This is a genomic window from Rhodobacter sp. NSM, assembly GCF_052244495.1.
Classification (GTDB): domain Bacteria; phylum Pseudomonadota; class Alphaproteobacteria; order Rhodobacterales; family Rhodobacteraceae; genus Cereibacter_A.
The window spans coordinates 17,260-42,708 of sequence record NZ_JBQPXH010000016.1 but is presented as its reverse complement, the minus strand read 5'-3'; the positions used below and the strand labels follow the sequence as shown (position 1 = coordinate 42,708).

At 63.5% G+C, this 25,449-nt stretch carries 19 protein-coding genes and 3 pseudogenes; 6 read left to right on the top strand and 16 right to left on the bottom strand.

Annotation, left to right across the window (positions count from 1 at the left end):
• Positions 1–10: 10 nt before the first annotated feature.
• The 6 genes from ACTVZP_RS19380 to ACTVZP_RS19355 all read right to left on the bottom strand — a co-directional run bounded on the left by ACTVZP_RS19380 (position 11) and on the right by ACTVZP_RS19355 (position 6,040).
• Entirely contained in the window at positions 11–391 is a 381-nt protein-coding gene (locus tag ACTVZP_RS19380) for a head decoration protein (RefSeq protein ID WP_443213810.1), read from the bottom strand.
• A 74-nt stretch (positions 392–465) separates the two neighbouring features.
• The gene (locus ACTVZP_RS19375) at positions 466–1,776 is read right to left on the bottom strand and encodes a S49 family peptidase (protein ID WP_443213829.1); all 1,311 of its coding nucleotides are present in this window, start codon (positions 1,774–1,776) and stop codon (positions 466–468) included.
• Positions 1,776–3,287 carry a phage portal protein gene (locus ACTVZP_RS19370; protein ID WP_443213828.1) on the bottom strand — a complete coding sequence of 504 codons (1,512 nt, stop codon included), beginning with the start codon at positions 3,285–3,287 and terminating at the stop codon, positions 1,776–1,778. Before ACTVZP_RS19370 ends, ACTVZP_RS19375 begins: the two co-directional genes overlap by 1 nt.
• Before the next feature lie 2 nt (positions 3,288–3,289).
• Positions 3,290–3,505: a phage head-tail joining protein gene (locus ACTVZP_RS19365; protein ID WP_443213809.1), complete on the bottom strand. Its 216-nt coding sequence runs from the start codon at positions 3,503–3,505 to the stop codon at positions 3,290–3,292.
• On the bottom strand, positions 3,505–5,556 hold the full coding sequence (locus tag ACTVZP_RS19360; protein ID WP_443213808.1) for a phage terminase large subunit family protein: 2,052 nt from the start codon (positions 5,554–5,556) through the stop codon (positions 3,505–3,507). Before ACTVZP_RS19360 ends, ACTVZP_RS19365 begins: the two co-directional genes overlap by 1 nt.
• A complete protein-coding gene (locus ACTVZP_RS19355; RefSeq protein WP_443213807.1) occupies positions 5,504–6,040 on the bottom strand; it encodes a hypothetical protein in 537 nt (178 codons plus the stop codon). The genes ACTVZP_RS19360 and ACTVZP_RS19355 overlap by 53 nt, the downstream gene beginning before the upstream one ends.
• Before the next feature lie 134 nt (positions 6,041–6,174).
• Here ACTVZP_RS19355 and ACTVZP_RS19350 point away from each other — a divergent pair, with 134 nt between their 5' ends.
• From ACTVZP_RS19350 to ACTVZP_RS19340, 3 genes are all read left to right on the top strand, one after another.
• Complete coding sequence (locus tag ACTVZP_RS19350) at positions 6,175–6,390, top strand: hypothetical protein (protein WP_443213806.1); 216 nt, start codon at positions 6,175–6,177, stop codon at positions 6,388–6,390.
• A 111-nt stretch (positions 6,391–6,501) separates the two neighbouring features.
• Positions 6,502–6,726, top strand: coding sequence for a hypothetical protein (locus ACTVZP_RS19345; RefSeq protein ID WP_443213805.1), 225 nt, complete (start codon positions 6,502–6,504; stop codon positions 6,724–6,726).
• 137 nt (positions 6,727–6,863) lie between these two features.
• Entirely contained in the window at positions 6,864–7,433 is a 570-nt protein-coding gene (locus tag ACTVZP_RS19340) for a hypothetical protein (RefSeq protein ID WP_443213804.1), read from the top strand.
• Here ACTVZP_RS19340 and ACTVZP_RS19335 read toward each other — a convergent pair.
• The 3 genes and pseudogenes from ACTVZP_RS19335 to ACTVZP_RS19325 form a co-directional block, all read right to left on the bottom strand.
• A pseudogene (locus tag ACTVZP_RS19335) lies at positions 7,377–8,860 on the bottom strand (IS3 family transposase); the annotation flags it as partial. The gene ACTVZP_RS19340 and the pseudogene ACTVZP_RS19335 sit on opposite strands and share 57 nt — an antisense overlap.
• A gap of 484 nt (positions 8,861–9,344) precedes the next feature.
• A complete protein-coding gene (locus ACTVZP_RS19330; protein ID WP_443213803.1) occupies positions 9,345–11,966 on the bottom strand; it encodes a DEAD/DEAH box helicase family protein in 2,622 nt (873 codons plus the stop codon).
• Positions 11,963–13,897 (bottom strand): DNA methyltransferase, encoded by a 1,935-nt coding sequence (locus ACTVZP_RS19325; RefSeq protein WP_443213802.1) that lies wholly within the window; start codon positions 13,895–13,897, stop codon positions 11,963–11,965. Before ACTVZP_RS19325 ends, ACTVZP_RS19330 begins: the two co-directional genes overlap by 4 nt.
• Before the next feature lie 295 nt (positions 13,898–14,192).
• Here ACTVZP_RS19325 and ACTVZP_RS19320 point away from each other — a divergent pair, with 295 nt between their 5' ends.
• Positions 14,193–16,250, top strand: a complete 2,058-nt coding sequence (locus tag ACTVZP_RS19320) for a DUF262 domain-containing protein (protein WP_443213801.1) — start codon at positions 14,193–14,195, stop codon at positions 16,248–16,250.
• Here ACTVZP_RS19320 and ACTVZP_RS19315 read toward each other — a convergent pair.
• From ACTVZP_RS19315 to ACTVZP_RS19290, 6 genes and pseudogenes are all read right to left on the bottom strand, one after another.
• Positions 16,237–16,934, bottom strand: a pseudogene (locus ACTVZP_RS19315) (hypothetical protein). The gene ACTVZP_RS19320 and the pseudogene ACTVZP_RS19315 sit on opposite strands and share 14 nt — an antisense overlap.
• Complete coding sequence (locus ACTVZP_RS19310) at positions 16,931–17,503, bottom strand: DNA methyltransferase (protein ID WP_443213827.1); 573 nt, start codon at positions 17,501–17,503, stop codon at positions 16,931–16,933. The pseudogene ACTVZP_RS19315 and the gene ACTVZP_RS19310 overlap by 4 nt, the downstream one beginning before the upstream one ends.
• A 49-nt stretch (positions 17,504–17,552) precedes the next feature.
• Positions 17,553–18,959: pseudogene (locus ACTVZP_RS19305) on the bottom strand (DNA cytosine methyltransferase); the annotation flags it as partial.
• Entirely contained in the window at positions 18,956–19,351 is a 396-nt protein-coding gene (locus ACTVZP_RS19300; RefSeq protein WP_443213800.1) for a VRR-NUC domain-containing protein, read from the bottom strand. The gene ACTVZP_RS19300 and the pseudogene ACTVZP_RS19305, both read right to left, overlap by 4 nt.
• A complete protein-coding gene (locus ACTVZP_RS19295; RefSeq protein ID WP_443213799.1) occupies positions 19,348–19,587 on the bottom strand; it encodes a hypothetical protein in 240 nt (79 codons plus the stop codon). Before ACTVZP_RS19295 ends, ACTVZP_RS19300 begins: the two co-directional genes overlap by 4 nt.
• On the bottom strand, positions 19,587–19,844 hold the full coding sequence (locus tag ACTVZP_RS19290; RefSeq protein WP_443213798.1) for a helix-turn-helix transcriptional regulator: 258 nt from the start codon (positions 19,842–19,844) through the stop codon (positions 19,587–19,589). The genes ACTVZP_RS19295 and ACTVZP_RS19290 overlap by 1 nt, the downstream gene beginning before the upstream one ends.
• 574 nt (positions 19,845–20,418) lie before the next feature.
• On the opposite strand from ACTVZP_RS19290, the gene ACTVZP_RS19285 reads away from it, so the two are divergent.
• Positions 20,419–21,684 carry a tyrosine-type recombinase/integrase gene (locus ACTVZP_RS19285; RefSeq protein WP_443213797.1) on the top strand — a complete coding sequence of 422 codons (1,266 nt, stop codon included), beginning with the start codon at positions 20,419–20,421 and terminating at the stop codon, positions 21,682–21,684.
• Between the two features lie 25 nt (positions 21,685–21,709).
• Here ACTVZP_RS19285 and ACTVZP_RS19280 read toward each other — a convergent pair whose 3' ends face one another.
• The gene (locus tag ACTVZP_RS19280; protein WP_443213796.1) at positions 21,710–22,309 is read right to left on the bottom strand and encodes a hypothetical protein; all 600 of its coding nucleotides are present in this window, start codon (positions 22,307–22,309) and stop codon (positions 21,710–21,712) included.
• A gap of 419 nt (positions 22,310–22,728) precedes the next feature.
• Here ACTVZP_RS19280 and ACTVZP_RS19275 point away from each other — a divergent pair, with 419 nt between their 5' ends.
• Positions 22,729–25,413 (top strand): hypothetical protein, encoded by a 2,685-nt coding sequence (locus ACTVZP_RS19275; RefSeq protein WP_443213795.1) that lies wholly within the window; start codon positions 22,729–22,731, stop codon positions 25,411–25,413.
• The last annotated feature ends 36 nt before the right edge of the window (positions 25,414–25,449 follow it).

Here is a 25,449-nt window from a genome sequence, read left to right as displayed (position 1 = left end):
ATGAGGGGGATCAGACGCCGTCGCGCGCGACAATGCCTGCGGCGGCCAGCTGGCCGATCTTGGTGGTGATCTTTGCCCCGTCATCGACGGTGGCGTCGTAGGCGAGACCCGCGCGCGAGACGATGGCCGGGCCACGGGCCACGACGATGCCGGTGGCGTCCGCGAGGGTTGCGTCCACGGCATAGAGGAGAACGGCCGAGGCAGTCTGCGCGCCGTCCGACCCGCCGCTGGTCGCCAGCTTGTACTTGCCGCTGGCCGTGATGCGGCCAAGGACGGCGCCGACGGGGTAGGGCGTGCCCGCGAGCAGCGTCACCACCTCGCGGGTGTAGTTCGGGTTGACCTCATATTTGAGGACATCGCCCATGCTGGGCGGTTCCGTCAGGACGGGCATGGTTCAGTCTCCAGGGTGTTCGGGGGATGGGGTGCGCTGCTCGATGGCGCGCGCGGCAGTGGTCGGTGCCGTGATCAGCGCAAGGCGGCGGCCGATTTTTTCGCGGCCGCGACAATGGGGCTTTCCTTCGCGCCTGCAGCCGGGGCGGTGGCAATGATGCCCGCGGCATCACCCCGGGCGGTGAGATCGGCCAGCACCTTGGCGCGCAGCGCTTCGGGCTTCACGCCCTTGGCGACCGCATCCGCGGCATCGATCTGGATGCCGAGGCGCGCCGCCTGTGCGCAGACCTGTGCGACCTCCGCTGCCTCGGCGCGGATTGCTTCGGGTGATATCGCGGCCGCTGCGGTTTGCGGCGGCGCGACTGCCGTGGGCGGGGCCGGTTCCGGCGCAGGACTGGTGGCAAGCGCGACTGAAGGCTGCGCATGATCTTCGGGGGCAGTGGTCATCATTGGGCCCTTTCCTCTGGGGGTGGTTGTGCCGCGGGGTGTGGCGGCGAAAGCGCGGAAGGCGGTGACCGGATCGGCCACCTCGTCGGCGAGACCGGCGAAGACCGCCGCCTCGCCGCGGAAGACGGCGGCCTCGGTGCCCAGCGCGCGAAGGGTGTCGAGGCGACGGCCGCGCCCTTCGGCGACAGTTTCGGCGAAGAGCTGGCGCAGGTCCTCTAACTCGCCCGCGATGCGGTCGCGGACGGCCTCGGGCAGCGGCTGATACGGGTTCGCATCGACCTTGCGGGCCCCGGCATGGATCAGCGTGACGGCGATGCCCTTCTGGTCCAGCGCCCCGCTCATGTCGTTGTGCATGGCCACGACGCCGATGCTGCCGACAGCGCCGGTGCGGGGCAGGATGATCCGGTCGGCTTGGGAGGCCAGCGCATAGGCGGCCGAGAGGGCGTGATCAGCGACGAAAGCCTGCACGGGTTTGACCTGACGCACGGCCCGGATGCGATCCGCCAGATCGAAGGCCCCGGCCACCTCGCCACCGAAGCTGTCTATGTCGAGGGCGATGCCGCGAATGGCAGGGTCGTCCAGCGCCGCCTCCAACTGCGCCGCTATCCCCTCGTAGGAGGTCAGCCCCGAGGATTGCCCGATCCAGGCGCCGCGATGGACCAGCGTGCCCGCGATCTCGATGACCGCGATCCCGTCCACCACAGCGAAGGGCTGACTGCCGTTTCGCGTCTGGCGGCTGGTCAGGTCGTTGCCAAAGAGCGAGGCGCGGGCGGGCAGGGCGGCTACATTCCCGTCTTCGGCCGCGATTTCCAGCCCCTCGACACTGATCTCCTGCCCGGTGATCCGAGGCCCCAGCCCGGTCAGGAAGGCCAGCGCCTTGCCGGGATCGACCATCAGGGGCGTGTTGAACACGCGCTGGGCGATCTGGGTGTGGTGCATCATGCGTCCTCCGCGGGCCGGGGTTCCCGGTCCTCGCCGAGGTTGTCCGCGTCTTCTTCTTTCTGCTGGTCTCGCTGCTCACCCTCGGCATCACCCGACCCAGCGCCGCCACCCACCGCCTGTGCCGGGGATCCCGGCCGCCGGAAGTCCAGCCCCAGTTCAGCCTCACGCTTGCGTTCGGCCGCGATTTCCCGGTCGACCTGTTCGGCGTCGTATCCCCGCTCGGCGATGGCCTGCGTGCGGGATTTGAGGCCTGCTTCGATCTGCAGGATCTCGGCCGCGGCATCCTTAGCCGGGTCGATCCAGTCCCATTTGGTGGGGAGCCAGTCGCAGGCGAGGTATTGGCGCCGGTCGGTGGCATAGCCCGGCAGGTCGATGGCACCGGCCAGCACGGCCATGTCCATCCAGCGCGTCCAGACCGCCCGGCAGAGCTGATAGACCATCACGGAATGCTGGAAGGCGGAGATGCGACGGCGGAAGTCGACGAGGGCAATTCGGGTGTTGGAGAAGTTGCCCTTCGCGGTGTCGCCGGTCAGATAGCCATAGGGCACGCCCAGCGCGGCTCCGATCTGCAGCAGCGTGCGGTACTGGAAGGGTTCATAGGTGCTGCCCGAGTCCGGAGTGGACGGAGTGGTGACGTCTTCGCCGGGGTCGAGCCGCACGACCTGGCCCGGTTCCACCTCGAGATCGTCTTCGGCCGGATCGAGGGCGGTTTCCGGGGCGGGCGACGTGATGAACATCGCGAACATCGCCGCGGTTTTCTTCCGCTCCAGCTCCGCATCGTCGTAGAGGTCCAGCGTGAAGAGCTTCACGACGGCTGCCGCAAACCGCGACACCCCGCGCAGCTGGCCCGCCTCGACCGGGTCCAGAATGTGGATCACCTCGGAGGCGGGCACGCGAACCGTCTCACCCACCAGCCCCGGGTCGGTCATGTCCCCCGGATGGCGGCGCAGGAAGTGATAGGCGACGCGCCGCCCGATGCCGTCGAACTCGATCCCCTGCCGGATCGATCCCGCGCCGGGCAGGACGCGGGTCATGTCCTGCGGCAGCATTTCTGACGGCAGCATCTGCAGCTGCATCGGCACGGTCAGGCCGTCTTCCGGCCGCCGCGTCCGGATGCGCAGGAAGACCTCGCCCGCCAGAAACACCTCGCGCGCGGCCCGGCGCTGGAGGCCGAAGAAGTCGGTTAGCCCCTCGGCATCCGCCTCGTCGGTCCAGGCAAGCCAGAGCTTCTGCAGCTCTTCCTTCTTGGCGACATCGGCGATCTTCGACGACGGCTTGATCCCGTCGCCGACGACATGGTTCGCGAAGGCATCGACCGCGTTCGCGGCATAGCCGTTGTTCCGCACCAGCCAGCGCGCACGGGCGGTGATCGTCTCGCCCGAGGCGGCGATCAGCGTGTTCACATGCGCCCGGGTGGCGCGGAACCCGCGCATGCGGCGATGGGACTGCGCGGCGTCGAACCCGCCGATAATGCTGCCGAGGCGTGCCCGGAAGGCGTCGAAGACCATCGTCACAGGCCTTTCGTGGCGATGGTGCCCCACCGACGGCGCCGGGAAGAGTTGCCGCTGACCGCCGCAATGCGCGCTTCCAGATCGCGAATGGCCGCCGCCAGTTCTGCGTCCGAGCCATAGGTCACGGTCTTGCCGTCATAGCTGACGCTGCGCAGCCCGGCGAAGCGGGCTTCCTGCAGCGCCGTGAGCAGGGCCTGCATGCGTTCCAGGTCCATCAGTCCCTCATGAAGTTCGGGGTGTAGGCCCGCCGTTTCCGGCGTGGCGTGGTCAGGGTTCCGGCCTTGGGCTGGGCCGGATCGGGTGGTGTGGCGTCTGTTGCGACAGCCACTGGCAGTCGCGTTTCCACGCCCGCCTGCGCTTCGAGCCGCCGCCATGTGGCTTCGTCCCAGCGGTCGGCACCAAGGATCCACGCCGCTGCGCGGGCGTAGCCCCGGCAGTCCAGCGCCTCGTTCCGCTCGCGCATCTTCTGCCATTCCTGATGGGCATAGCCGCGCTTGTTGCGGATGGTGACCAGCTGTTCGGCCACCAGCTGCTTCAGCCATTCGGTATCGGCCCAGCCGGGCAGATGGATCGTGCCGGGCGCGTCTAGCACGCCCAGCGCTCGGTCTTCGTCCGAGGGGCGTTCGATCCGCAGGAACCGGTAGGTCTCCGCCTTGAACGTCGCCGTGGCCACCGACCAGAGCCGCGCGCCACGGCGAAGCCGTTTGCCGCCAATGGTGGCGTCGACAAAGGTCGGGCCAGACACGGGTGCCGACCGGTTGAACCCTTCGAGGCCCTTCAGCGGCGCGACCTGTTCAAACCCGACCTTGCGCGACCAGGCATAGACTGCCGCGGCCTCGTAGCCGGTGTCGATGCCAAGCCGCGCCACGGTCATGAAGGCGCCGTTGGCATGCTGCCACGACCGGCCGAGAAGAGCGGTCAGCTTGTCCCAGGCGGCCGGATCGTCAGGCCCGCCCGGAATGACGATGTGATCGACGAGCCAGCTCTCCAGGCCCCGGCCCCAGGCCCAGATGTCGACTTCGATCCGGTCCCTCTGGACGTCGGCCCCGGCGGTCAGGAACAGAGCGGCCATCGGCACGGTGCCCGGCTTCCAGGTTTCACGCCGATCCGCAAGCCGCTGCCACTCCGGCGCGTCGCCCGACTCGACCCATGTTTCGCCCAGAAGGGTGTTGCGCGCGGCGCGGAGCGTGTCGTCCGACCCTTGGGCCGCCAGCCATTCCCGCGCCACGTCGGACCAGCTTTTCCAGCCCAAGGGCGAGTAGAGCGCCGAGAGGTGGAAGCCGATGGCCTTCGGATCCCTAGAAACCGCTGTCGGTCGCCATTCGCCGCGGGCTAGCATCTCGGTCTTGTGATGCTCGGCGATGGTACGTTCGCAGCCTTCGCAGTGGTAGGCGGCGGTTTCGGGTTTCCCCTTTGCCCAGCGCAGCCGGTCGAACTGCAGCCACTGCATCGTGCCGCAGTGCGGGCAGGGGACGAAGTAGCGCCGCTGGTCCGATGCCTCGAACTCGCGCTCGATCCGGCTCAGCCCCCGGATCGTCGGGGTCGAGACCATGAACACCTTGCGCCGGTGCGAAAACGTGGTCGTCCGCGCCTCGGCCAGCGTGACCGGATCGCCTTCCTCGTCGGCCGAGGCCGGGTAGGCGTCGACCTCGTCGAGGAAGACATAGCGCGCGGGCATCGACCGCAGGCCGGTGGCCGAGTTGGCCCCTGTCAGCACCAGGATGCCGCCGGGGAATTCCTTCGACAGCATCGAATTCCCGGCATCGCGCGACCGGGCCGGGTTCACCCGTTCGCGCAGCGCCGGGCTGTCCGCGATCAGCGGGTCCAATCGGCCGCGCGAGGTGCGCTTCGCCAGTTCCAGGCTCGGCAGCACCGCCAGCATCGGCCCCGGCGCGTGGTGGATGACGAAGCCGATCCAGTTGTTGCCCGCCTCGGTTGCGCCTACCTGCGCCGCCTTCATGAAGGTGATGCGCTGCGCCGGATGGCTGGGCGACAGTGCATCCATGATCTCGCGCAGATAGGGCGCGCGGGCGGTGCGGTACCGCCCCGGCTCGGCCGCGCCGCGCGAGGACAGCCAGCGATGCTGATCCGCCCATTCCGACACCGTCAGGTTCGGATCGGGCCGCAGCCCCTGCCGCCAGACCCGCAGCAGGTCCTCGGCGCCGTCGAAGCCGAGGTCGAGACCTGCGGTCAGATCGTTGTCGTCCTCCTCATCATGCAAGCGAGACCCGGAGGTCGGCGAGGGAGTCGAGCTGTTCGCGGACATGGGCTTCCAGCACCCTCTGCATGATCGCGGTCTCGATCGTCACCGATGCCCCGGATTGCCGTTCCACCTCCGCCATGATCTGCGCCGCCATCAGCGCGGCCACCCGTCCAGGCCAGGTCACCCAGACATCCCGTTCCTGCCGCGCCAGGCGGAAGACAAGGGTCTCCGCCCTTGCACGGTCGACCAGCGTGCCCTTCTTCTTCTGGACCGCCAGCTGGCGTTCTTGCGCCGCGTAAACCGTTAGCGCCGTGCGGGCCTTGATGTAGGACGTCGTGTCGCCGGGGCCGCTGGCCAGCCCATCCCCACCAAGCGACCGGCGCTGCTGGTCTGGGTCCGTCATTTCCGCCCGCCGCACATCCGAGGCCGCTGCGTTGATCGACCCGTCGTCATGGATCACCAGCCGCCCGTTCTTGCGCGCCTTCTGCACTCCGCCGCGCGACAGCCCGGAATGGGCCGCGTACTCGCGCTCGCTCATGCCTTTCATGGCGCCGTGAAGCCTATCAAGATATTGAAAATCAACAGGAAAATAGAATTATTGCCGTTGATTGTCTCCCCCTCCGGAGCGATTCTGTTGTCCATCAACAGGCCGCATCGCGCCGATCCCAGGAGGGTTTCACCATGACCACGACCACCATCCGCATCGACTATTCAACCCTTCCCGAGGGCTTCGACCTGAGCCGCCCAGACGCCATCGCCGAGGTCATCGAGCAGGCGTTGCGCGAGATCGGGATCCTGGCGGACGCCTCCGACGTCCTGTCGCACCTGAAGATCGAATTGCCGACCGCCCAGCTTGGTGCCGCCAGCCGCACGCTGGCCGAGATGCGGCTGATCTGACCGGAGCGATCAGAAAGCACTGATATTGCTCCGATTTGCCTACGATCATTCGCCCGACAGAGCGATGGTGTTGGCACCAGGACGATGCAACTCACCGAAGGATGCCCCGCCATGACCCGCCGCGCCACCGACAATTCCAAAGCCCTCGACGCCTTTATCGCCGCCAAAGCCGAGATCGACATCATGCTGGAGCGCCTGAAGTCCCTTAGCGACGACCACTTCGAGACCCACCCCGACGAGATCCATTGGGGGCACGTCGGGGCGCTGAAGCACTACGCGGGCCTGCTGCGCCAGATCACCGATAGCGCCTTCAAGGAAGGCGAACACGTCGCCTGACGCGCCCCCACGGCGCGAAGGCCGCCCCGTCCGATGACGGGGGTGAGCCCGGACCGTGGCCCCAGTGGGGCCGCGTAAGCCGGGCGAACGTCCGTAGAAGGCGCGCACACCGCGCGCCCACAGCCACGGAGGCCCCGATGACCACCCCATCCGACACCCAGTCTCTGATCCTGTCCCGCGCAGCGACCCGGCCCGGCAACCTCGCCCTGCCGCTGCCCGCGGGGCTGGTCGGTGCCGCCGCCAAGATGGTTGTCGGCAAGATGATCGCCCGCGGCTGGCTCGATGAGGTCAAGGCCAATCTGCGCCGCGGCGAGCCGATGTGGCGCGAGACCCGCGACGGACATGGCACCACGCTGATCGCCACCGAGGCCGGGCTGGAGGCCATCGGGATCGAGCCGGTGGTGGCCAGCGCCGTAGCCAGCGTGCGGAGGGCGAAGCCCAAGGCGGAACCGGTGCAGACGCCCGACGACACCGACACCGCGAAACCCGTCGCCATCCGCGCTGGCACCAAGCACGGTATTCGTCAACGCAGTTGTCCCAGTCGCTCGTTTTCAGGCTGCCTTTTCGGCCGGCCCGGCCATGGGTCCGCCGCCGCCAGCTTCATGGGGGAGCGCGTCGGCGGACCCATGGCCTCCGCGCCCGGCATCGGGCCGCTCGGGGTTCAGCCAGACCGAGCCGATGGGCTGCCAGTTGCGGGTCTTGCCTGACCAGCGCTCCGGATGCGCGGCGCGGGCCAGCTGGTAGACGCGGTGGCGCTCGGCGAGCAGCGCGTGGTCCTCGCCGCGGTGGCGCTGCTCGGGCGTGACAAAGCGGATCGCGCTACGGCGGTGCTCGAGATTGTACCAGCGCACGAAGCTCTGGACCCAGGCCCGCGCCTCGTCGATCGTCGCGAAGCCGTGGCGAGGCCAGCGGGGCGTGTACTTGCAGGTCCGGAACAGCGCCTCGGAGAACGGATTGTCGTTCGACACCCGCGGTCGGCTGAAGGAGGCGATGACGCCCAGCCGCTCCATCGTCACCTTCATGGTGGCGCCCTTCATCGGACTGCCATTGTCGGCGTGAAGTACGAGCGGGCTGGTCAGGCACTTCTCGGACCAGACGGCGCGCTTGAGCACCTCGGCCGCGAAGTCCGAGGCCTCGCGGTCGTGGACCTCCCAGCCGACAATCTTTCTGCTGAAGATGTCGACGATGAGGTAGAGGTAGAAGAAGGCGCCGGCGATCGGTCCGGGGAGCCACGTTATGTCCCAGCTCCAGACCTGGCACGGGGCCTTGGCTTCGAAGCTGGTGGGTGGCTTGCGGCGCGCAGCCGGTCGGGCGCGGCCGCGGCGATGGTTCTGCCCACGCTCGCGCAACACCCTGTAGAAGCCGGATTCCGATCCGATGTAGATGTCTCGATCGGCCAGCCGGGGCACGATCTGGCTTGGTGGAAGACTTGCGAACTCGGGACCGGCACAGGTCGCCACGATCCGGTCGCGCTCCTCGTCCGAGAGCTTGTTGGCCGGCGTCGGGCGGTCTGCGGAGGGGCGACGATCCTCGCGGATCCCGCCGTCGGGGCCCTGCCAGCGGCGCAGCGTGCGCGGGCTGAGGCCGATCTCGGCACAGGCGGCCGCCTCACGGGCACCTGTCTCCGTGGCCGTGGCGACAAGGGCGGCAACCTCATGGCGATCCGAGGCGGAGGTCATTCGTCCTCGCCGTCCTTGCGGCCCCAGATCGCGTCCACCTTTTTTCTGAGGATCATCAGCGCGGCGGCCTCGGCCAGCGCCTTCTCCTTGCGGGCAAGCTCACGCTCCAGCTGCTGGATCCGTTTCTTGTCGTCGCGCGTCTCGCGGGCGATCCGGCTGCTGGCCACCCGCTCCCAGTCGTTGGCGCGTGCGCAGGCCTCGCGCCAGACGGCCAGCTGCTCGGGATAGATCCCGCGGCGCCGGCAGTATTCGCCGAGCTCGGCCTCGTTCAGCGCGGACGTCTCGATCACCGCCGCCAGCTTGTCCTCGGAGGTCCAGCCCTCGGGACCGGCATTGGCGTCAGGCAGGAACTGCCCCTTCGCCCGCGCCTCGGCCCGCCATTTCGCGAGCGTCGCTACGCTGATCCCTTCCTCCTTGGCCAACTGGCCCAGGGGCATGTTGTTCGGCGGCAGCATCTTCGCGAGAACCGCCGCCTTCCGTTCCGGTGAGTAAGCCAAACCCGTCGTCCTGTCCCGCCCGCCTCAGGATACACTTCCAGATTCAGAACCGGCGACAACTACCCTGACGGAGGGGGACGGCTTCTAATGAATTGGCTTCCCGTGGTGGTTTCCGCCCACCTGGCTTCCCCGGAGGTGGCTTCCCTGGCTTCCCACCGGGAATCCAGCCCGGCCAGTTCCCGATTCCGCAAGCCGCTGATCTGATTCACGAATTCCGGCATCAGGTCGCAAGGTGGCTTCCGCCTGGCTTCCCCGGTGAAACTGCCTCACGCTAGCGAACCGCCGCGCTGCGCCCCCCCCGCATACGTTTGGCGCCGGGGAGGAACCAGAGGAGGGGGGAACGCAAAAATCGAACCGGCTGTCGGCTGTGATTGCGCTGGGACCTCTCGACATTTTGGCGCTATGCAGCCTAAAGCCCGCTCCTCTATTGGAAAGCTGACATTTACTCCTTTCGGAGCTGCTCGAAGGCAGTTTCAAATGGCTTGCGCATTGGCGCAGATTCGTTGAAGAACGGCAGTCCGTAGACGGTATAGTCGCGGCCTTGAAAGACGGTTTCGAGACGCGCGACTTGTTTGATTTGCTTTAGGAAATCCTCCTTCCATTGGTCTTGCTGGCGGAGGTGCTCGCCTTTTGGTTCGATGAAAATCTGCATTATAGAAGTTTGCCCGTTGTCGGCGCGGCGTAGGAACAGCACGAAGTCAGGCTCAAAGGCGCGTCCCTCCTTGAAATCGAAGAGCTGGAACAGCTTTTCGTTCCGCATTAGGTGAAAATCCTGGTATGCAGCCCTCAGCGTCGCCTCGTTGTCATGGAGGAAGCGAACGAAATGCTTCTCCTGATCAGTCCCATAGCTGTCATCATATATGTGCCAGTCTTTGGCGCTAAGGTCGATCAGGCTCAGGCCCGGTATCTTGCTCTCTGACCATGCAAGGCCAGTCTCGCCCTGAACGCTGACTTTCAGCGTTTTGTCTGCTAGGATGCTCTTCAGAGCGTGAGGCACAAAATCCTTCGTGCCTATGTAGTCGACGCTGTCCTGCCGAATGCCTGTTTCGACGCCGTGAAGTACAAACTGCGCGATTTCTACCTTCGATCTTGATGACAGGTTCCGAAGGTCTTCGGGCAGCCCGGTTACCTTGACCTTAACCCCACCAAGGAAGCGGTCAGACGACATGAACTGGGTCATCCCGCTCAACTGCGGAAAGTATTCCCGAAGGCGGCCAAACTGGAAGAATGGGTTGGTGTCGAGTGCGAAGCGCAGGATCGGCTGACCCAGGTCAGATAGGGACCATGTTTCAGTGACCGGCTCCTGCCCAAGCGATGCCTGACGAGGGCGAGCCTCGCCGAAGGCTGTCGCTTCGATTACCTGCCCAGTCATCAGTCGTGGGAAGGTGAACTCGCGGCCAGCCAGATAGTCATCCAACCCTTGCACCGCATCGCGTGGATTCTTGATGCGATCATTCAGCCAGATATGGCCATTCTGATAGAGATCGGTCTGCTTGAAGCTGTCCTTGACCCGCAAGGTGACAGTCCGCGCGGTATCGTCCAGCATCCCAGTTTCGCGTAGGGCGTTGCGGATATCCTGAATGTATTTCGGGTTGTGCGAACAGTGATAATGCAGTTGTTCCAGCAGCCGGAGAGGATGATCGGCCTGACGATCATACTTGCGCATGGCGCGTGGCGCGTCTGGCTGGTCAGCAGCGGTAAACGGAAAGTACCGCGCGCCACGCCCTATCAGTTGCGCCTCCTGCATGGTGGTCTTGCCAACCTTATTCTCGCGGCCGTCCCGGGTGTCATAGAGGCGGACGATGTCGAACAGGTTAAGCACGTCCCAACCTTCGTTCAGCTTGTCCACCGCGAAGATAACCCTCAGCTCGTTGTCGCGATCTTCCAGCGTGTTCAGGGCGATCTGGCGGGCTTGCAGGTCAGTCGGGCTGTTCACGTTCTCGACCTTCGCCGGGTCGAAATCCAACTTGATCTCTGCTGCCAGGTCCGGTGCGTTGACGCCTCGTTCGTCAAAGATGAAGCCAAATGCGCGAGTAAGGGTTTCGTCGCCACGGCTGGCGGCCCTGAGCGCGAGGAGGGCGTCTCCGTCCAGCCCCTTGATCATCGAGTGGAAGAGCGTCTCATTCGCGTTCGATTCCGCGATGGTCTTCGATTTCATCAGGATCACGGGCTTGCAGTCCACCCCGTGCGCCGCAGCCAGCTTGCGCCGAAACTGACTGACCACGACAGCCTGCAACATCCGGTCACGCGCGGGCAGATCGGCCTGCCGCAGTTCGATGTCTTTCGAATACCCGTCCTCGCGGAATTGCCGCAGGGCGTAATCGAATAGGATCTTGTCGTGGTACTTGGCCCGGATTGCCGGGTGCGACAGGTCCACAGTCGCTGTGAATTCCAGCAGCAGGTTGTCCGGGTTCGCGCTCCAGATGCGGGAGACCGTGCTTTCCCAGCTGGCCTTCTCTTCTTCCTCTTCTTTGCCTAGCTTCGCTTTGGTCTCGGCGTTCAGATGGTGCGCCTCGTCCGAGATCAGAACGATCTGCCGCGCCTCGAAATCCTCATAGGTCACGGCGTTCTCGCGGGGGTTCAGCAACCGGCTGTGTAGCCCCTGGATCGTGGTGAAATGGATGTTGATCGAGCCGTCCACCGCCTCGTCGAAATTGTCAACGGCTCGGATATCCACCAGCGCGTCATCAATCCGGACCTGGGGAGCGAACAGGTACTTGCTGGAGGCCGGGTTCAGGAAGTTGTCCTTGGTCTTTTCGATGATCTGCGACGAGTTGACGAAGAACAGGAAGTTCCGCTGCCCCTTGGAGTAAAGATACAGGATCAGCGCTGCCATCAGCACCGTTTTGCCGCTGCCGGTGGCCATGTGGAACAGAAGCTGAGCGGGGTTCGGGCGGTTTTGATACTTCTCCATGTAGAAGACAAACCGTTCCAAGGCACGTTCCTGATAGGGGCGCAGCTTAATGGACGCGGCAAGGTTTTCGGAAATGCATGTCGGGATCTGGGCCGTCAGGGCACCATACTTGGCAAGCGCGTCGAATTCCTGGGCGAGGGACTGCGTCACGCCTTGTCCCCGTAGAAGGCCCGGTTGACCCGCATGTCCTCGTCAGAGATGCCATAGGCTTCGTCGGCGATGTCGCCATAATTGACATAGAGGTGGTTGGCGTCGAGGCTGTCGATCAGAACGCGCTTCTGATCATCTAGCGGCAAGGCATCGAAGGCTGCGTCCGCCAGTCCATCCAGTTCTACGCCTGGTCGCACATAGCCTTCGGTCTGCAGACGGTCTCGCAGGGCGGCAAGGGCGCTGGCATCTGTGGCATCGCGAATGTCGTCGGCCAGCCTCGCGTTCCACCGGGCAAGCTCGGCATAGACGAAGCTGCCGCCGCCCTTCCAGTTTGCCGTGGCCGAGATCCCGCCCTGTTCACCATCGATCACCTTCTTCAGTCGCAGAGCCGTCAGATCATGGATGTAGTCCATCTGTTCGACTGCAATCCAGCGGCGGCCCATCTTCTGTGCGACGGCGGCGGTTGTGCCGGATCCTGCAAAGAAATCCAAAACGAGGTCGCCAGGGTTGGTGGCGATCTGAACGATACGAGAGATCAGTCGTTCTGGCTTAGGCGTAAAATCTGATGCTGCATCTGCACCAACAAGAGCATTCAACTCCTTCTTTGCAATCTCGTTTGTGCCTCCGTCTTGATGGGGCCACCACGTCGAGGATTGAATTCCAGTCTCCTCCTTTAGATATTTCTTTCGCCGCGGCTGGTTGGAGCCAAACTTTCCAAACCAAATGCGACCCTCGGCCATCAATGTCTTGAATTCATCTTCGGTCGTTTTCCAGCAGTAACCGTCAGGTGGATAGAACCGATCACCTGACGGAGAAGTTATCCAATAGAGTTGGTTCTCTCTGCCCGCTTTTCCATCCTTCTTCTTGTTCTGGGCAGTGAAGTCGCGATGGACCCAATCGCCTTTAGGGTCATTATCGGGATTCTTATACTCAGCCCTCTGCTTATCGGTCATTGGCAGGCGATTAGCAGTCTCCTCGAACAGTGTTTTTACTGTACCATTGGAGCGCTTCGTTGAGCCCTGCTTGCGCGCAAATACCAATATGTTGTCGTGAGAATTGCCAAGTATGACCCGATCATCAGGCGACGTCCGTTTCTGCCAAGCAATGTGAGAAACGAAATTCTCCCGACCGAAAACCTCGTCCATCATTACCTTGCAGTAGTGAACTTCGGTGTCGTCAAGGGTGACAAAGATAGCGCCATCTCGGCGAAGCAGGTCTTTCGCAACCTCTAGTCGATTGCGCATAAAGGTCAGCCAAGCCGCATGGTTGAACCGATCATTATACCGGAACCCGTCACTCCCTGTGTTATAGGGCGGATCGATGTAGATCAGTTTCACCGCGCCCGCATAGCGCGCTTTAAGGCTGTGAAGGGCCAGCAGGTTGTTGCCCTTGATGAGCAGGTTGTCGTCGTCCGCGATTCGGCCCACCGGCTTCGCTACACCCGCGGCGACGGCTTCGGCGTCCCAGCGTTCAAATCCGGTCAGTACTTTGGGTTCATACAGGCGGCTGATGTCGTCGGGCGCCAACGTGGTATTCCAAAAAACCTCCTGTCGCGCCTTGTCTTCTTTGGCCTGTCCGCCCTCTAGGACACAGTCCTTGTAGGGCCAAGCCAGAACCACATCACGGGATTCCTTGAGATAACCTCGAGCATCGGTCAGCCCGATCCGGTTCTTGAACGCGGTATAGCTGTCAGGCAGAAATGCCTTGTTTGACACGAAGTCCTGGAACCGCGCCTTGTCAAAAATCAGGGTGCCTTCGACCTCGACGAAGAAATGCTTCCGGATTGTTTCGGACTGCATAAGCAACCGCAACAGCCCCGCATCCATCTTTGCAGCTCGCTCGATCACAGCGTTTTTCAGGATATGTCCGTCCGAGATGAGTGACTGATCCTGTTGCAGAAGTGCTTCGAGGTCGTTGATCAGGTTCTGCATGGGCGTGTTTCGTTTCTACTTCTTGATGTAACGGCATGAATTAAGCGCCGATTTGACGGCCGGAGGCCAGATCGAGCGCCTGTCTTTGTAGACCAGAACCGGGCAGGGGTCGACAAGGCCCTACTTGGGTTGCTCCTCGGGCCTAGGCCATGACTTGTTGGAGCATGCGAGGTCGGTGGAAGCACATGGTCGCAGCCTCCGTCGGCGCTGGGCGATCCTATCGACGCCTTGGCTGATGACTCACCACAGCCGATCACGTAGGTTCCCGAAAAGACGAACAACTTGGAGACTATGCATGAAAGCTGCCGAAACCCGCGTCGACCGATTCTTGGCCAGCAGCGAGACAGCTTTCGCCATACCCGTCTACCAGCGGAACTACGACTGGACCCGGGTCCAGTGCCAGCAGCTGTTCAACGACATTCTGGCGATCGGCGCGGATGACAGTCAGTCGGGGCACTTCATCGGCAGCATCGTCTACGTTCATGACGACGTCTACACGGCCTCGGGCCTTCGTGAGCTTACGATCATCGATGGGCAGCAGCGCCTTACCACCCTGACCCTGATTTTCATCGCGCTCTATCGGCACGCGACGGCGACGGGGAAGGACCAGCAAGCCCAGCGCATCTACAAAACCTATCTGATCAATGAGTTCGCTGACGACACTGAGAAGCTGAAGCTGAAGCCCACAGATAATAACAAAGTCGCCTTGGCCCAGATCATGGACCCTAAGGAGGCCGTTAAAGCGACAGGATTTTCTCGGCTTATCGAAAACTTTCGTTTCTTCCAAGCGCGCATAACGGATGCCAATTTCGACGTCGTTCTCCGCGGCGTGTCGAAACTGATCTTCGTCGACATCGCACTTGATAGGCAGAAGGATAATCCGCAGCGCATCTTCGAAAGCCTGAATTCGACGGGTCTTGAGCTGTCGCAAGCTGATCTTATCAGAAATTACATTCTAATGGGATTGCCCCGGAAGGAGCAGGAGCAGGTTTTCCGGAAGTTCTGGGAGCCTATCGAAGCAAACGCAAGGAACCGAGAGGTTAACGAGAGCCGAGTGTCGGATTTCATCCGTGATTTTCTGACGCTGAAGCAGAAGGATATTCCGAACAAGGGGGCGGTCTATGCCAAGTTCAAGGAGCGTTACCCAGTGCCGAACTCGGCCGACCTTATGGATGCCCTCGAAGAGTTGCGCGAATTCTCCCATGTCTACGCGCGCCTGCTGAACCCTGACCTTGAATGCGACCCAGAGATCCGACGCGAGCTGGGCTACATCCGGACGTTGGAGGTTAACGTGGCCTTCCCGTTTCTGATGCCGGTCTATCGGGATTTCACCGCCGGGATCATCTCCCGCGACGTGTTCGCAGCCGTCCTGCGGCTGGTGCAGAGCTACGTCTGGCGCCGGTTTATCCTAAGCCTGCCGACAAATGCCTTGAACAAGATTTTCATGAGTTTGTACGACCGGGTGGACCCCGCAGAGTATTTGGTATCGATCGAACGTTCCTTGATGCAACGCAGCGGCAGCCAGCGCTTCCCGCGGGACGCCGAGGTGATCGCAATGTTGCGGGAAAAGGACATCTACAGCACGAAAAGCCGGACGAGGACATATTTCTTCGACCGCTTGGAAAACCACAACAACAGGGAACTGGTGGACGTCACGGTTCCTGGCATCACCGTCGAGCATATCTTCCCCCAGAACCCAGAGCCTGCATGGCGAAGTGCTTTGGCCGCCGAAGAGTACGCCTTGCTCGGCGAGAAGTACCTCAACACGATTGGAAACCTCACGCTGTCTGGGAACAACGGTCGATTGGGGAACAAACTCTTCGTCGATAAGCGGGACATGAACGAAGACGGTGGCGAGCAGGGATACCGGTTCAGTCGCCTTTGGCTCAACCGCGACCTTCAGGCCCTCGACGGATGGGGCGTCAAGCAGGTCGAAGCGAGGGCGGATCGTATTGCAAAGCGCTTTCTGGAGGTCTGGCCTGCGCCGGCCATCGAGGTCGTCGCAGAGACGAACGGAGACGAAATCAACATTTTCGATGCGGAAGAGCCCCGGTTCAAGCGCCTGGAGTATGCGGTCTTCCTCGGTGCCCGCTTGAACGTGACGCAAGTCGCCAAGCTGTATGTCGAGGTGCTGGAACAGCTTCTGGTGCTTCAGCCCGAGGCGTTTCAAGGCACCAAGCTTGGTGAACGGATACAACTGACGTCCGAGCCTGATACGTTGCGGCAGGCCGTTCGGGTGGCGGAGGGGTACTTCGTCGAGGGCAATATCGACTCCACCAACAAGTTTGAAAGAATGAAGCTGGCCCTGTCTGAATTGGGGATGGAGGAGGAACTCTTCATCAAGTTTGCATAGGCGGTGACACTGGTTCGGGCTGGGAACGCAGCCAAGGCCGCGCCTTCGGCATCGCCCCTGTCACCTCGACCTCCCTCAGCATCCCACCCGCGATCAGCCCCTCCCGGACCCAGCCCAGCGCCTGCCACCAGTCGTCATAGCCGCGCCGAGCGGCCTCGATCTGATGGGGATGGGGGGCGAAAGTGACCGGGCAGGCGAGGATGTCGATGGTTTTCCAAGTGGCGCGCGCGCCCGGGCCGCGCACGCGGACGCGCTCGGTGCCGACGACGATGGTGCCCACATGTGTGCCATGCTGGTTCTGCTTGACGATGCTTGGCACGCAGCGCGGGACGGCACCGGGCATCCAGTCCGGTGTCAGCCCAGCGCGGGCCAGTTCGGCGACGCGGATCGCCATGCGCTTGCCACCGAGGCTGTCGGGGATCCCGGCGACGGTGGCGGCGATCACCTCGGCGTCCTCGTGGGTGTAGCCGCCGATCTTGTACTGGCCGCCGTCAATCTTGCAGCCCAGCACGGCACGCTGGAGGAGAACGTATTCGAGGCGAAGCCGAAGCCTTCCTCGGTGACGTCCGGTGGCAGCGGCAGGTCCAGCTGCGCTTGTTCCACCCGGAACGCCCATTCCAGCGCCGCCTGCACGCCCAGCGCCCGTTTGATCCTGGTGCCGTTGACGCGGCCGTGGAAACTCATGTCTGCAATCCTTCAAGGAAATCCATCTGCGCCGGGCGCTGGGCCGCATCCGTCGGCCGCCAGATCCACGGGCCCGAGGCCATGGGCAGCCGCGAGAGCGCGCCACGCATGTGCCGCTGCCAGAGGGTGAACTCCGTTGCCGAGCAGGCGCAGAGCGCGTGCCCGATGGGCCAGCCCATCAGCCATCCGACGAAGAGCGGGTTCAGCCGCCGCCGTGATCGGCCCTTCAGGATCCGCCGACACGCGACGCGCCCATGCGAGGCAATCATCGAAGCCCAGAGCGGGCGCGAGATCGGGGCGTGTGGCGAGGACCGCGGCCCATCCGGCGAGATAGCCGGGGCCGGGCGGGTGAAGCCCTGTTCCGCCCGGTAGTGCAGCAGGTCCATCCGGGACTTGCCGTCGGTGCGGGTGATGCTCGCCTCGCTGCTGCCCTTCCAGTTCTGCGCCGCCGGTGTCGGCCAGTGGTTCGGCAGGGCTTTCGCGATGCCCAGCGCCAGTGCTTCCGCCTTCCGGGTGAAGTCGCTGTTCCCGGCCGGGTTGTAGCTGCCGGTGCCGGGGTGCAGGCTCATCGGTGTGGGCCAGGATGAAGATCCGCAGCCGCTCGTGCGACGCGCCGACCTCTGCCGCCGAGAACAGGCCCGCCGCAGGCGTGTAGCCCAATCCCCAAAGCTCTCGCAGGACGGTCTCGAGGCCGAGGGTGACGTGACCGGCGACGTTTTCGAGGAAGACCCATTCCGGGCTGCATTCGCCGATGACGCGGGCGACGTCGGGCCAGAGATGACGGGGATCGTCGGCCCCGCCGCGCTTGCCAGCCGCACTGAAGGGCTGGCAGGGATAGCCTGCGAGGATGGCATCGAAGGCGCCACGGAAGGGCAGGGCGTCGAAACTGCGCAGGTCGGTCCAGATCGGGGCCGGGGCGAAGTAGCCTGCGCGCTGGGCGGCGACGAGGACTGCCCTTGGCCAGTCCTCCCATTCGACGAAGGCGCGCGTGTGATAGCCGGGCTCGGCGAGCATGAGGCCCAGATCAAGGCCTCCGCCGCCTGCGCAGAGGGACAATCCGTGCCGGGGACGTGACACCATGCCATTCACCGCACCCCGCGCTCGCGCAGGCGTGCGGGTGTCACCAGCCCCCGGGCCAGCATGGCATCGCGCATCGTGTTGCTGATCGCGCTGACCGGCAGGTAGCGGTCGGAATTGACCAGATCGGCGTGGAAGGCTGGCAGGTTGGTGATCGGCTTCGCGGCCGGGGCGGGGGCCGCCTTGGGCTTCCGGCGCTTCCGGCGGTTCGGGATGTTCCTGGCGGCTGGCCTCAGCCGTGGCGATGATCTCGGCCTCGGTCAGCCCCAGCTCGTCGCGCCAGCGCTGGACGTGCAGCCGGGGCGGCCAGCCTTGCCACCAGCCGGGCAGGGCGTCGGGGTCGAGGCCCAGCGCGTCCAGCAGGTCTCCGAAAACCTCATCGGAAATCGCCTCGCGCGCTTGCGCGCCCTCCTCCTCCTTTACTGGTTTACTTAGAGGTTCCCTTACAGGGTTAGTGTCCGAAATCCGGACACGGCTTTTGGCATTTTCCGGACACGGCTCGGCCGGAAAATCGGACACGGCTTCCGCACCAACCCCGTGTCCGAATTCCGGACACGGCAAGGCATCGGCCGCGGCTTCCGGGGGCAAACCCTCTGCCATGTCGGCGATTTCCGCATCGGTCGGTCCTCCGTGTCCGATTTCCGGACACGGCACCACAGCCACGGGTGTGAAGCCCGGCTCGAACCCCAGGATGTAGCGGGTCGGCAGCTGGCGCTTGGTCACAGGGTCCAGCCGCGGCACCCGCCGCAGCAAGCCTACCGCCTCCAGCTGGCCAAGGTGATCGTTCAGCGTGGACCGGCTGATCTCGCAGTCGTGCGCCAGGCGGCCCTGCGAGGGGAAGCAGCCGTAGTCCGGGTTGAAGCGGTCGCAGAGGTGCCAGAGCACGATCTTGGTCGTGGGCTTCAGCCCGCGCTGCTTGATGGCCCAGTTGGTGGCCTCGTGGCTCATGGCGCGGGCCTCCGAGTGGCAGGGGCGATGCGCGTGGTGAACCCATGGTCCGCCAGCGCGCCCAGCGCGTCGTCGAGGCTGCGGACCAGCGCCCAGCCGAACCCCTGCGCCTGCACGGCGTCGCGGAACGCCTCCTGCTCCGGCCGCAGCCGCCCCGTCGGTGCCTTCAGTTCGAGGAACAGGACGCGGCCCTCACACAGGACCATCAGATCGGTGAACCCGGCATGGACGCCCATGCCGACCAGGATCGCCTGGCGCTTGGCCCCACGGGGTCCGGCCTCGGTCACCTCGTTGGCGCAGTGGTGGATGATGGCCGAGCGGGGAAGGGCGATGCGCAGCGCCTGCACGACGGCGCGCTGCAGATCGGCTTCGGGGGTGCCACGGCGCATCATCGCGCGGCCCTCCCCTGGTCTTCGCGCTGGGCACGTCGTACCGGCCGCCGCGCATCGATGACGACCAGCAGGCGCTGGGCATCAGCACGCTCGCCAGGGGTCTCGCCATGCTGGGCAAGCACGTTGCAGGCGAGCCGGATCAGGAGATCGCTGTGATGCGCGACATCGGCGATCACGGCGCGGGCCTCGGCCACGCGGTCAGCGGGCCAAGTGGAACTGCGAGGGTGGATGGTCATCACCGGCGCCCTCCGGCACGACGGCAGCGCGGTGAGGCCTGCTCCTGCTCCTCCAGCCATTCCTCGACGGCGGCGCGGCGGTAATAGACCTTGCGCCCGGCACGGACGCAGGGCGGCCCCGTCCGCATCGCCTCCCAGCGGCGCAGGGTGTCGACCGAAAGGCCGAGTTCCAGCGCGAGGTCGAGACGGCTGATCCAGCCGACCAGCAGGCTGCGGGGTTTGTCCTTCGGGTCTGGCATCGATCCGAGATGCGGCATCGGGGTCTCCTGCTCCTGGCCCCGAAGATCGGGGACGTCTTGCAGGGACCAGTGAGCGCAGAGCCCGAGGGGTGGCGGCGAGGCGAAGGGTGGCGGAAAGGATGCCGCCTTTGTGCCACCCCTTGTTTTGTTGGGGTTTCCGATGGTGGTGGGGTGGCGGAAGAAGATTGCGGCCGCTCCTGCCAAATGGGCGAAACGGACGCCAAGGCCGCAAACACCAGCAAACAGCCAGATTGACCGGCTTTGACCTGGATTGGAGGGCAAAGAGGGGGTGGCAACCGACACGGCACCCGTGCCACCCATTGAATTCCTTGAGGATTTGTCGCTGCGCGGCTCTTCAAAGGCCTGATTTGCGGCGTGATGACCGCGCCTGCCGCCTCAGACGTCCCATTGTGCGGGTCGGCACCAGTCGCGCATCGATCCGCCCAGCGCCGAAATCCCATGAAAACAAGGGGTGGCGCGGTTCTGGCGTCCTTCCTGCCACCCTCCGCCTCCCCGCCACCCGGGGCGCCATGCTTGCCTTGATAGTCAGGCGAAACCACGCCTCATGTCGGATGCAAGAAGGACCGAAGCCATGCCCGAACGCATCAAGCTGACCGAGAAAGTGCTGCGCGACGCCGAGCCGGTGCCGGGGCGGGACTACCAGATCTTCGACACCGACGTTCGAGGCTTTGCCGCCTGCATTTACCGCGGTGGCGGGCGGGCCTTCACGCTGGATTACCGCCACGCGGGGCGGCAGCGCCGGATGACCTTCGGGCGCTGGCCGGAATGGTCGGTGTCGGCGGCCCGGGAGCGGGCCAAGGAGTTGCGGCGCGAGATCGACGCCGGGGCCGATCCCTTGGGCCAGCGCGAGGCGAAGCGCGAAGCCCCGCGCGTGACCGACCTGATCGAACGCTATTGCGCCGAGCATCTGCCGAAACTGTCGGCGCGAAGCGCGGCCGACCAGCGGTCGGCGCTGGCCAAGATGGTGGAACCGGTCTGGGGCCGGAAGCTGGTCACGGAAATCACCCCGACCGACGTCGACAAGCTGCTGACCAGGATCGCCGAGGGCAGGGCGCGGCCCCACAAGGAAAAGCCCAACAACCGAGCGCGCAAGCTGCAGGGCGCGAAGCCCACGCCGGTGCGTGCCAACCGGATCGGCGAGGTGCTGCGCAAGATGTTCACGCTGGCGGTCCAGTGGGGCTGGTGCGAGGACAACCCCGCCCAGCGCTTCCATCGCCGCACCGAGACGCCGCGCGAACGCTTCCTGTCGAAGGAGGAAATCGCCAGCCTCGCCGCCGCGCTGGATGCAGCAGAAGATCGGCGCGCGGCCGACATCATCCGCATGTGCATGCTGACCGGAGCTCGGTTGGGCGAGGTGCGGCAGGCGCGGTTCGAGCAGTTCAACCTCGAGCATATGAGCTGGTCGAAGCCGCCCACCATAACGAAACAGCGCCGTGCGCACCGCGTGCCGATCTCGGACGAGACGGCCGCCATTGTGCGCCAGCGCCAGCTGCTAGTGCCGAAGGGATCGCCGTGGCTCTTCCCCGGCGACACGCCCGGCCAGCCAGTGCAGGAGGTCCGCCGTTTCTGGGCACAGGTCCAGAAGCAATGTGGGCTGCAAGACGTCCGGATCCACGACCTGCGCCACACCTTTGCGTCCCTGTTGGTCAGCGGCGGCGCCTCGCTGGAAATGATCGGCAAGCTTCTGGGGCACAGCCAGATGCAGACCACCCTACGCTATGCCCACCTGATGGACTCGCCCCTGCGCGCCGGGGTGGACGCGGTAGCCAGCGCCTTCCGGCCAAAGCCCAGGCTGGTCCACGACGCCGATGATCAGGGCGGCCGGAAGACCGCCTGATCCGGGCCAGCGCGGACCCACGTCATCACGCTTCCTCCCGTCGCAGCGCCCTCCATATCGGCGTGATCCGTCGCCGGATCGAACGGCTGTCGGGCATCTTCTTGCCGTCCGACCGATCCGCGAACCAGTCCTGCATCTCTGCAACCAGCTCGGCTTGGGTGGCGGGCAGGCCATGATCATGAATCCGCACAATCAAGGCGATGTTCATTCCCTCCCAATCATAGGGCGTGGCAGCACCTGGCCCGGTCGGCACACGCCGCACCATGTCGTTCTCTTCCTCGAAGGCATGCACCTCATCAGCCATGATCATCATGTCCGCGACCGCCACTGTGACCCCGCCGACAGGATCGGTGATGATCTGCCACTGGCCCTTCTCGCCAGCCATGATCCGGCGCACCACGCCCTCGGTCGGGCCGGTCCCGCAGCGGCGGAACAACGGCATGAGGTCCATCGGTGAGAGGACCACCCGACCGGCGCCGATCTGCTCGCCGCAACGCACCAGGCCGATGCCGGTCATGATATGGAACTTGCCCGCCGCGGCCCAGCCTGCGACGTCGGCGATGTTGCAGCCCCAACGGGCCGTGACTTCCTGAAGAGTGTAGTAAACGCGGGGCGGCAGAGCCATGACAGATCATCCTCACATGAACCGAGGACGGGCCTAACTCATACCGTCTGCAGCCCGTGCCGGGGCGGCACGGGGTCAAGAGATCGGGCGCAACGACACAAAAGGCGCCGAGGCGCCTTCGGTCAGTGCGACGTGTGCTCCGATAGACCTGTTATGCTTTTGGTTGAGGGCTGCTCTCCTCAAGGATGCACCCTGACGCAGGCCTCGATTCGGAGCAAGGGGGTGGGGGAGACGAAGCTGTGGACAAGTTCTGGATGTCGTCGGCGACGTTCTTGGTAGGGCGCTCCCTGCTGGCTCGATGACGAGCCGTGGCAGAAGAAGCCATCTTGGGATGATTGGCTTTGGCCGCTGTGACGGCTTGCACGGATAGGTCGTTCGCGCGATGGTTGCCAGAGGATTATAGGAGCGCTGGAGAAAGCATGAATACCGTTGAGGCTGAATTTGGTGTCGATACGATCACTCCTGCTGTGGAGCAGATTGCAGAGGAGTGCCTTTTGGCCATGGACACCATTTCCCGTGCCGCAGCGGAAAAAGCGTCGAGCCGATTTGTCGATGCCGGAACCGTCATGAGCAGCTTTAATTCACTGACGGGAGTCGATGCAGCTCGCAATCTCAGCCAGGTCCAAGAGCTTGAACGAAAAGCTGGTCATGAGCTCGCGCGAGAGCCATTGATTGCGCGAGTGAAGGTTCGTTCCGATTCGGGAACTGAAAAGACCTACTATTTTGCACGGAACTTTACGGTATCCGCACCTGGCATTTCTCTAACGAGCTACAACTCGGGAGCGCCTATTGGAAGGTTGGCTGCGCTTGATGTTGGCGATAGTTTCCAGTTGCCGGATGGCAATTGGGTCGAAGTTGTTGAGAAGGGGACGTATAATCCAACCAATCGAGGTGGCGAGTGGGATGGCGTCGACAATAGGATAACCCACGAACGCTTCGACTTGGTCGCGGTTCCTTCGCTTCGTGCAGCGGGTCGCGCCGCCCTTCTTGGTACGACGGCAATTGATGATCCATTTGCTGATCTGGACGAGCCTCTGCCTTGGCTGGCGCCACAGCGTACAGCCCTGACCGGTGTGGGCCTGCGCGATCAGAGTGTGATGAACAAGGTCCAAGACGAGATTTTCCGGCTGCCTATCGACAAGCAGGTAATGCTTGAGGGCCCACCCGGGACGGGAAAGACGACCACCTTGATCAAGCGGCTGAGTCAGAAGTTAACGCTCACGCAAGAGCGCGAGGAGGATTTGCGTGCTGTAACGCAACACCAGCTGGCTGACGATCATCATACAAGCTGGATCATGTTTTCGCCGACGGCTTTGCTGGAGCATTACCTGCGTGAGGCATTCGCGCGTGACAACGTTCCCGCGAGCCAAGATCGCATCCAGACTTGGGCGAATTTTCGAAATGGGTTGGCAACTCGAGTGCTTGGTATACTGCGCTCAGGAAAGCGCACGTCAGGCTTCCTCAGAGAGGACACCGAACAGTATCTTTCAACATTTGCCTTGGAGAACCAGCCCGAGTTCTATGCCGATTTTGACACTTTCCAAAGAAATATCTACTTCCAAGAAATCGATGCCGCGATTGGCACTCTTCGAGAAAGTGGCGAGGAGGTTCTGGTCGACATCGCACGAAGATTGGCTGACCGGGTTCGCGATACTGCGGCAGTCCTGACTGTCTATCTCGAAGTGGATGCAGTTGCACCCGAGCTGCGAGAGTGGGCAGCCAAAGCGCGCGCAGACATTGTTGATACTGTTGATCGTCGGATTGAGGTAATCGCGAGGTTGAGGGGCAGGCAGAGCATCACTGAGCTATCTCAACTGGTCGCCAAGATTGATGCGATGACAAATGAAGACGACGAGGACGAGGAGGATAGTCTCGAGCCAGATGTCGCCCCGACGTCGACCCGGGATCGAATGTACAAGGTGCTTCGTGCCTCCATTCGATTGATGGCGATTGCAGCTTGGACCAAACGCGCTGTTTCAAGGACTTCAAAATACAAGCCGGTCCTAGAATGGTTGGGGCCGGAAGCGGTCGGGCAAGCTGACTTGGAGCGGCTGGGACGCACCTACAACCTCATTTCGGCAGTCGGCATGGTCTCTCTCACGACGCGGAACTATTTTTCGAGACTGCCCCAAAGGTATCGAGCCTTCCGCAGGAACGCCGATCCACGATGGTACCGTCCAGAGGCCATGGAAGCGACAAGGATTACAGGTGATGAACTTGATCTTCTTGTTGCCGTGCACCTTGATGCAGCCAGTGAACTATTAGACTCCTCGAGGGTTCGTGCGAATCTCACACAAGGTAATCTTCAGGTTCTAGCACCACTAGTTAAGGAGTTCCGAAACCAGGTAGTCGTGGACGAGGCTACGGACTTTTCTCCCCTGCAATTGCGCGCGATGGCCTGTCTTGCAACACCAGGCATCCGATCATTTTTCGCCTGTGGTGACTTCAATCAGCGACTGACGAGGTATGGGGTATCTAGCCGTGATGCTTTCGAGTGGGCAGTGCGGGGGCTTGAATTTCACCGAGTCGAAGTTGCCTATCGCCAGTCGAAAGAGCTGAGGATCTTTGCCAACCAAATTGTACAGTTGTCCGGTGGCGATCTCTTCGAGACTACGATTGAGGGCCCTCGCATCGCCGAGGGCTACGCGCCCGTCGTCCACGTCAGCAAGTTGGGAGGTACTGACCAAAGTCATTGGATTGCGTCGCGCATCGTAGAAATTGATTCCATCCACACGGATCTGCCATCAATCGCGGTCTTTGTTCCAAGGGAGGACTTGGTCGTTCCCGTGGCGGATGAACTGCGGCAGGCGCTTCAAGACACCAATATCGAAGTGATGCCCTGCCTCGGTGGGCAGGTTCTTGGGCTGGACCGCCACGTCCGTGTGTTCGCCGTCGAGCATATCAAGGGTCTCGAGTTCGAAGCAGCGTTTTTCTACTCCTTGAACGACTTAGCGGTTAATGAGCCAGATCTGTTCGACAAGTATTTGTATGTTGGGGCAACGCGTGCGGCAACATTCCTCGGGCTTTCGTGCGATGGCCGTTTGCCCGGGTTGCTTGAACAGGCGACGCAGGGGATGGCTGCTCGTTGGTCTGTCGCCAACTAGGCTTGGTAGACGAACCGGATCAGCAACGCAGGGCAG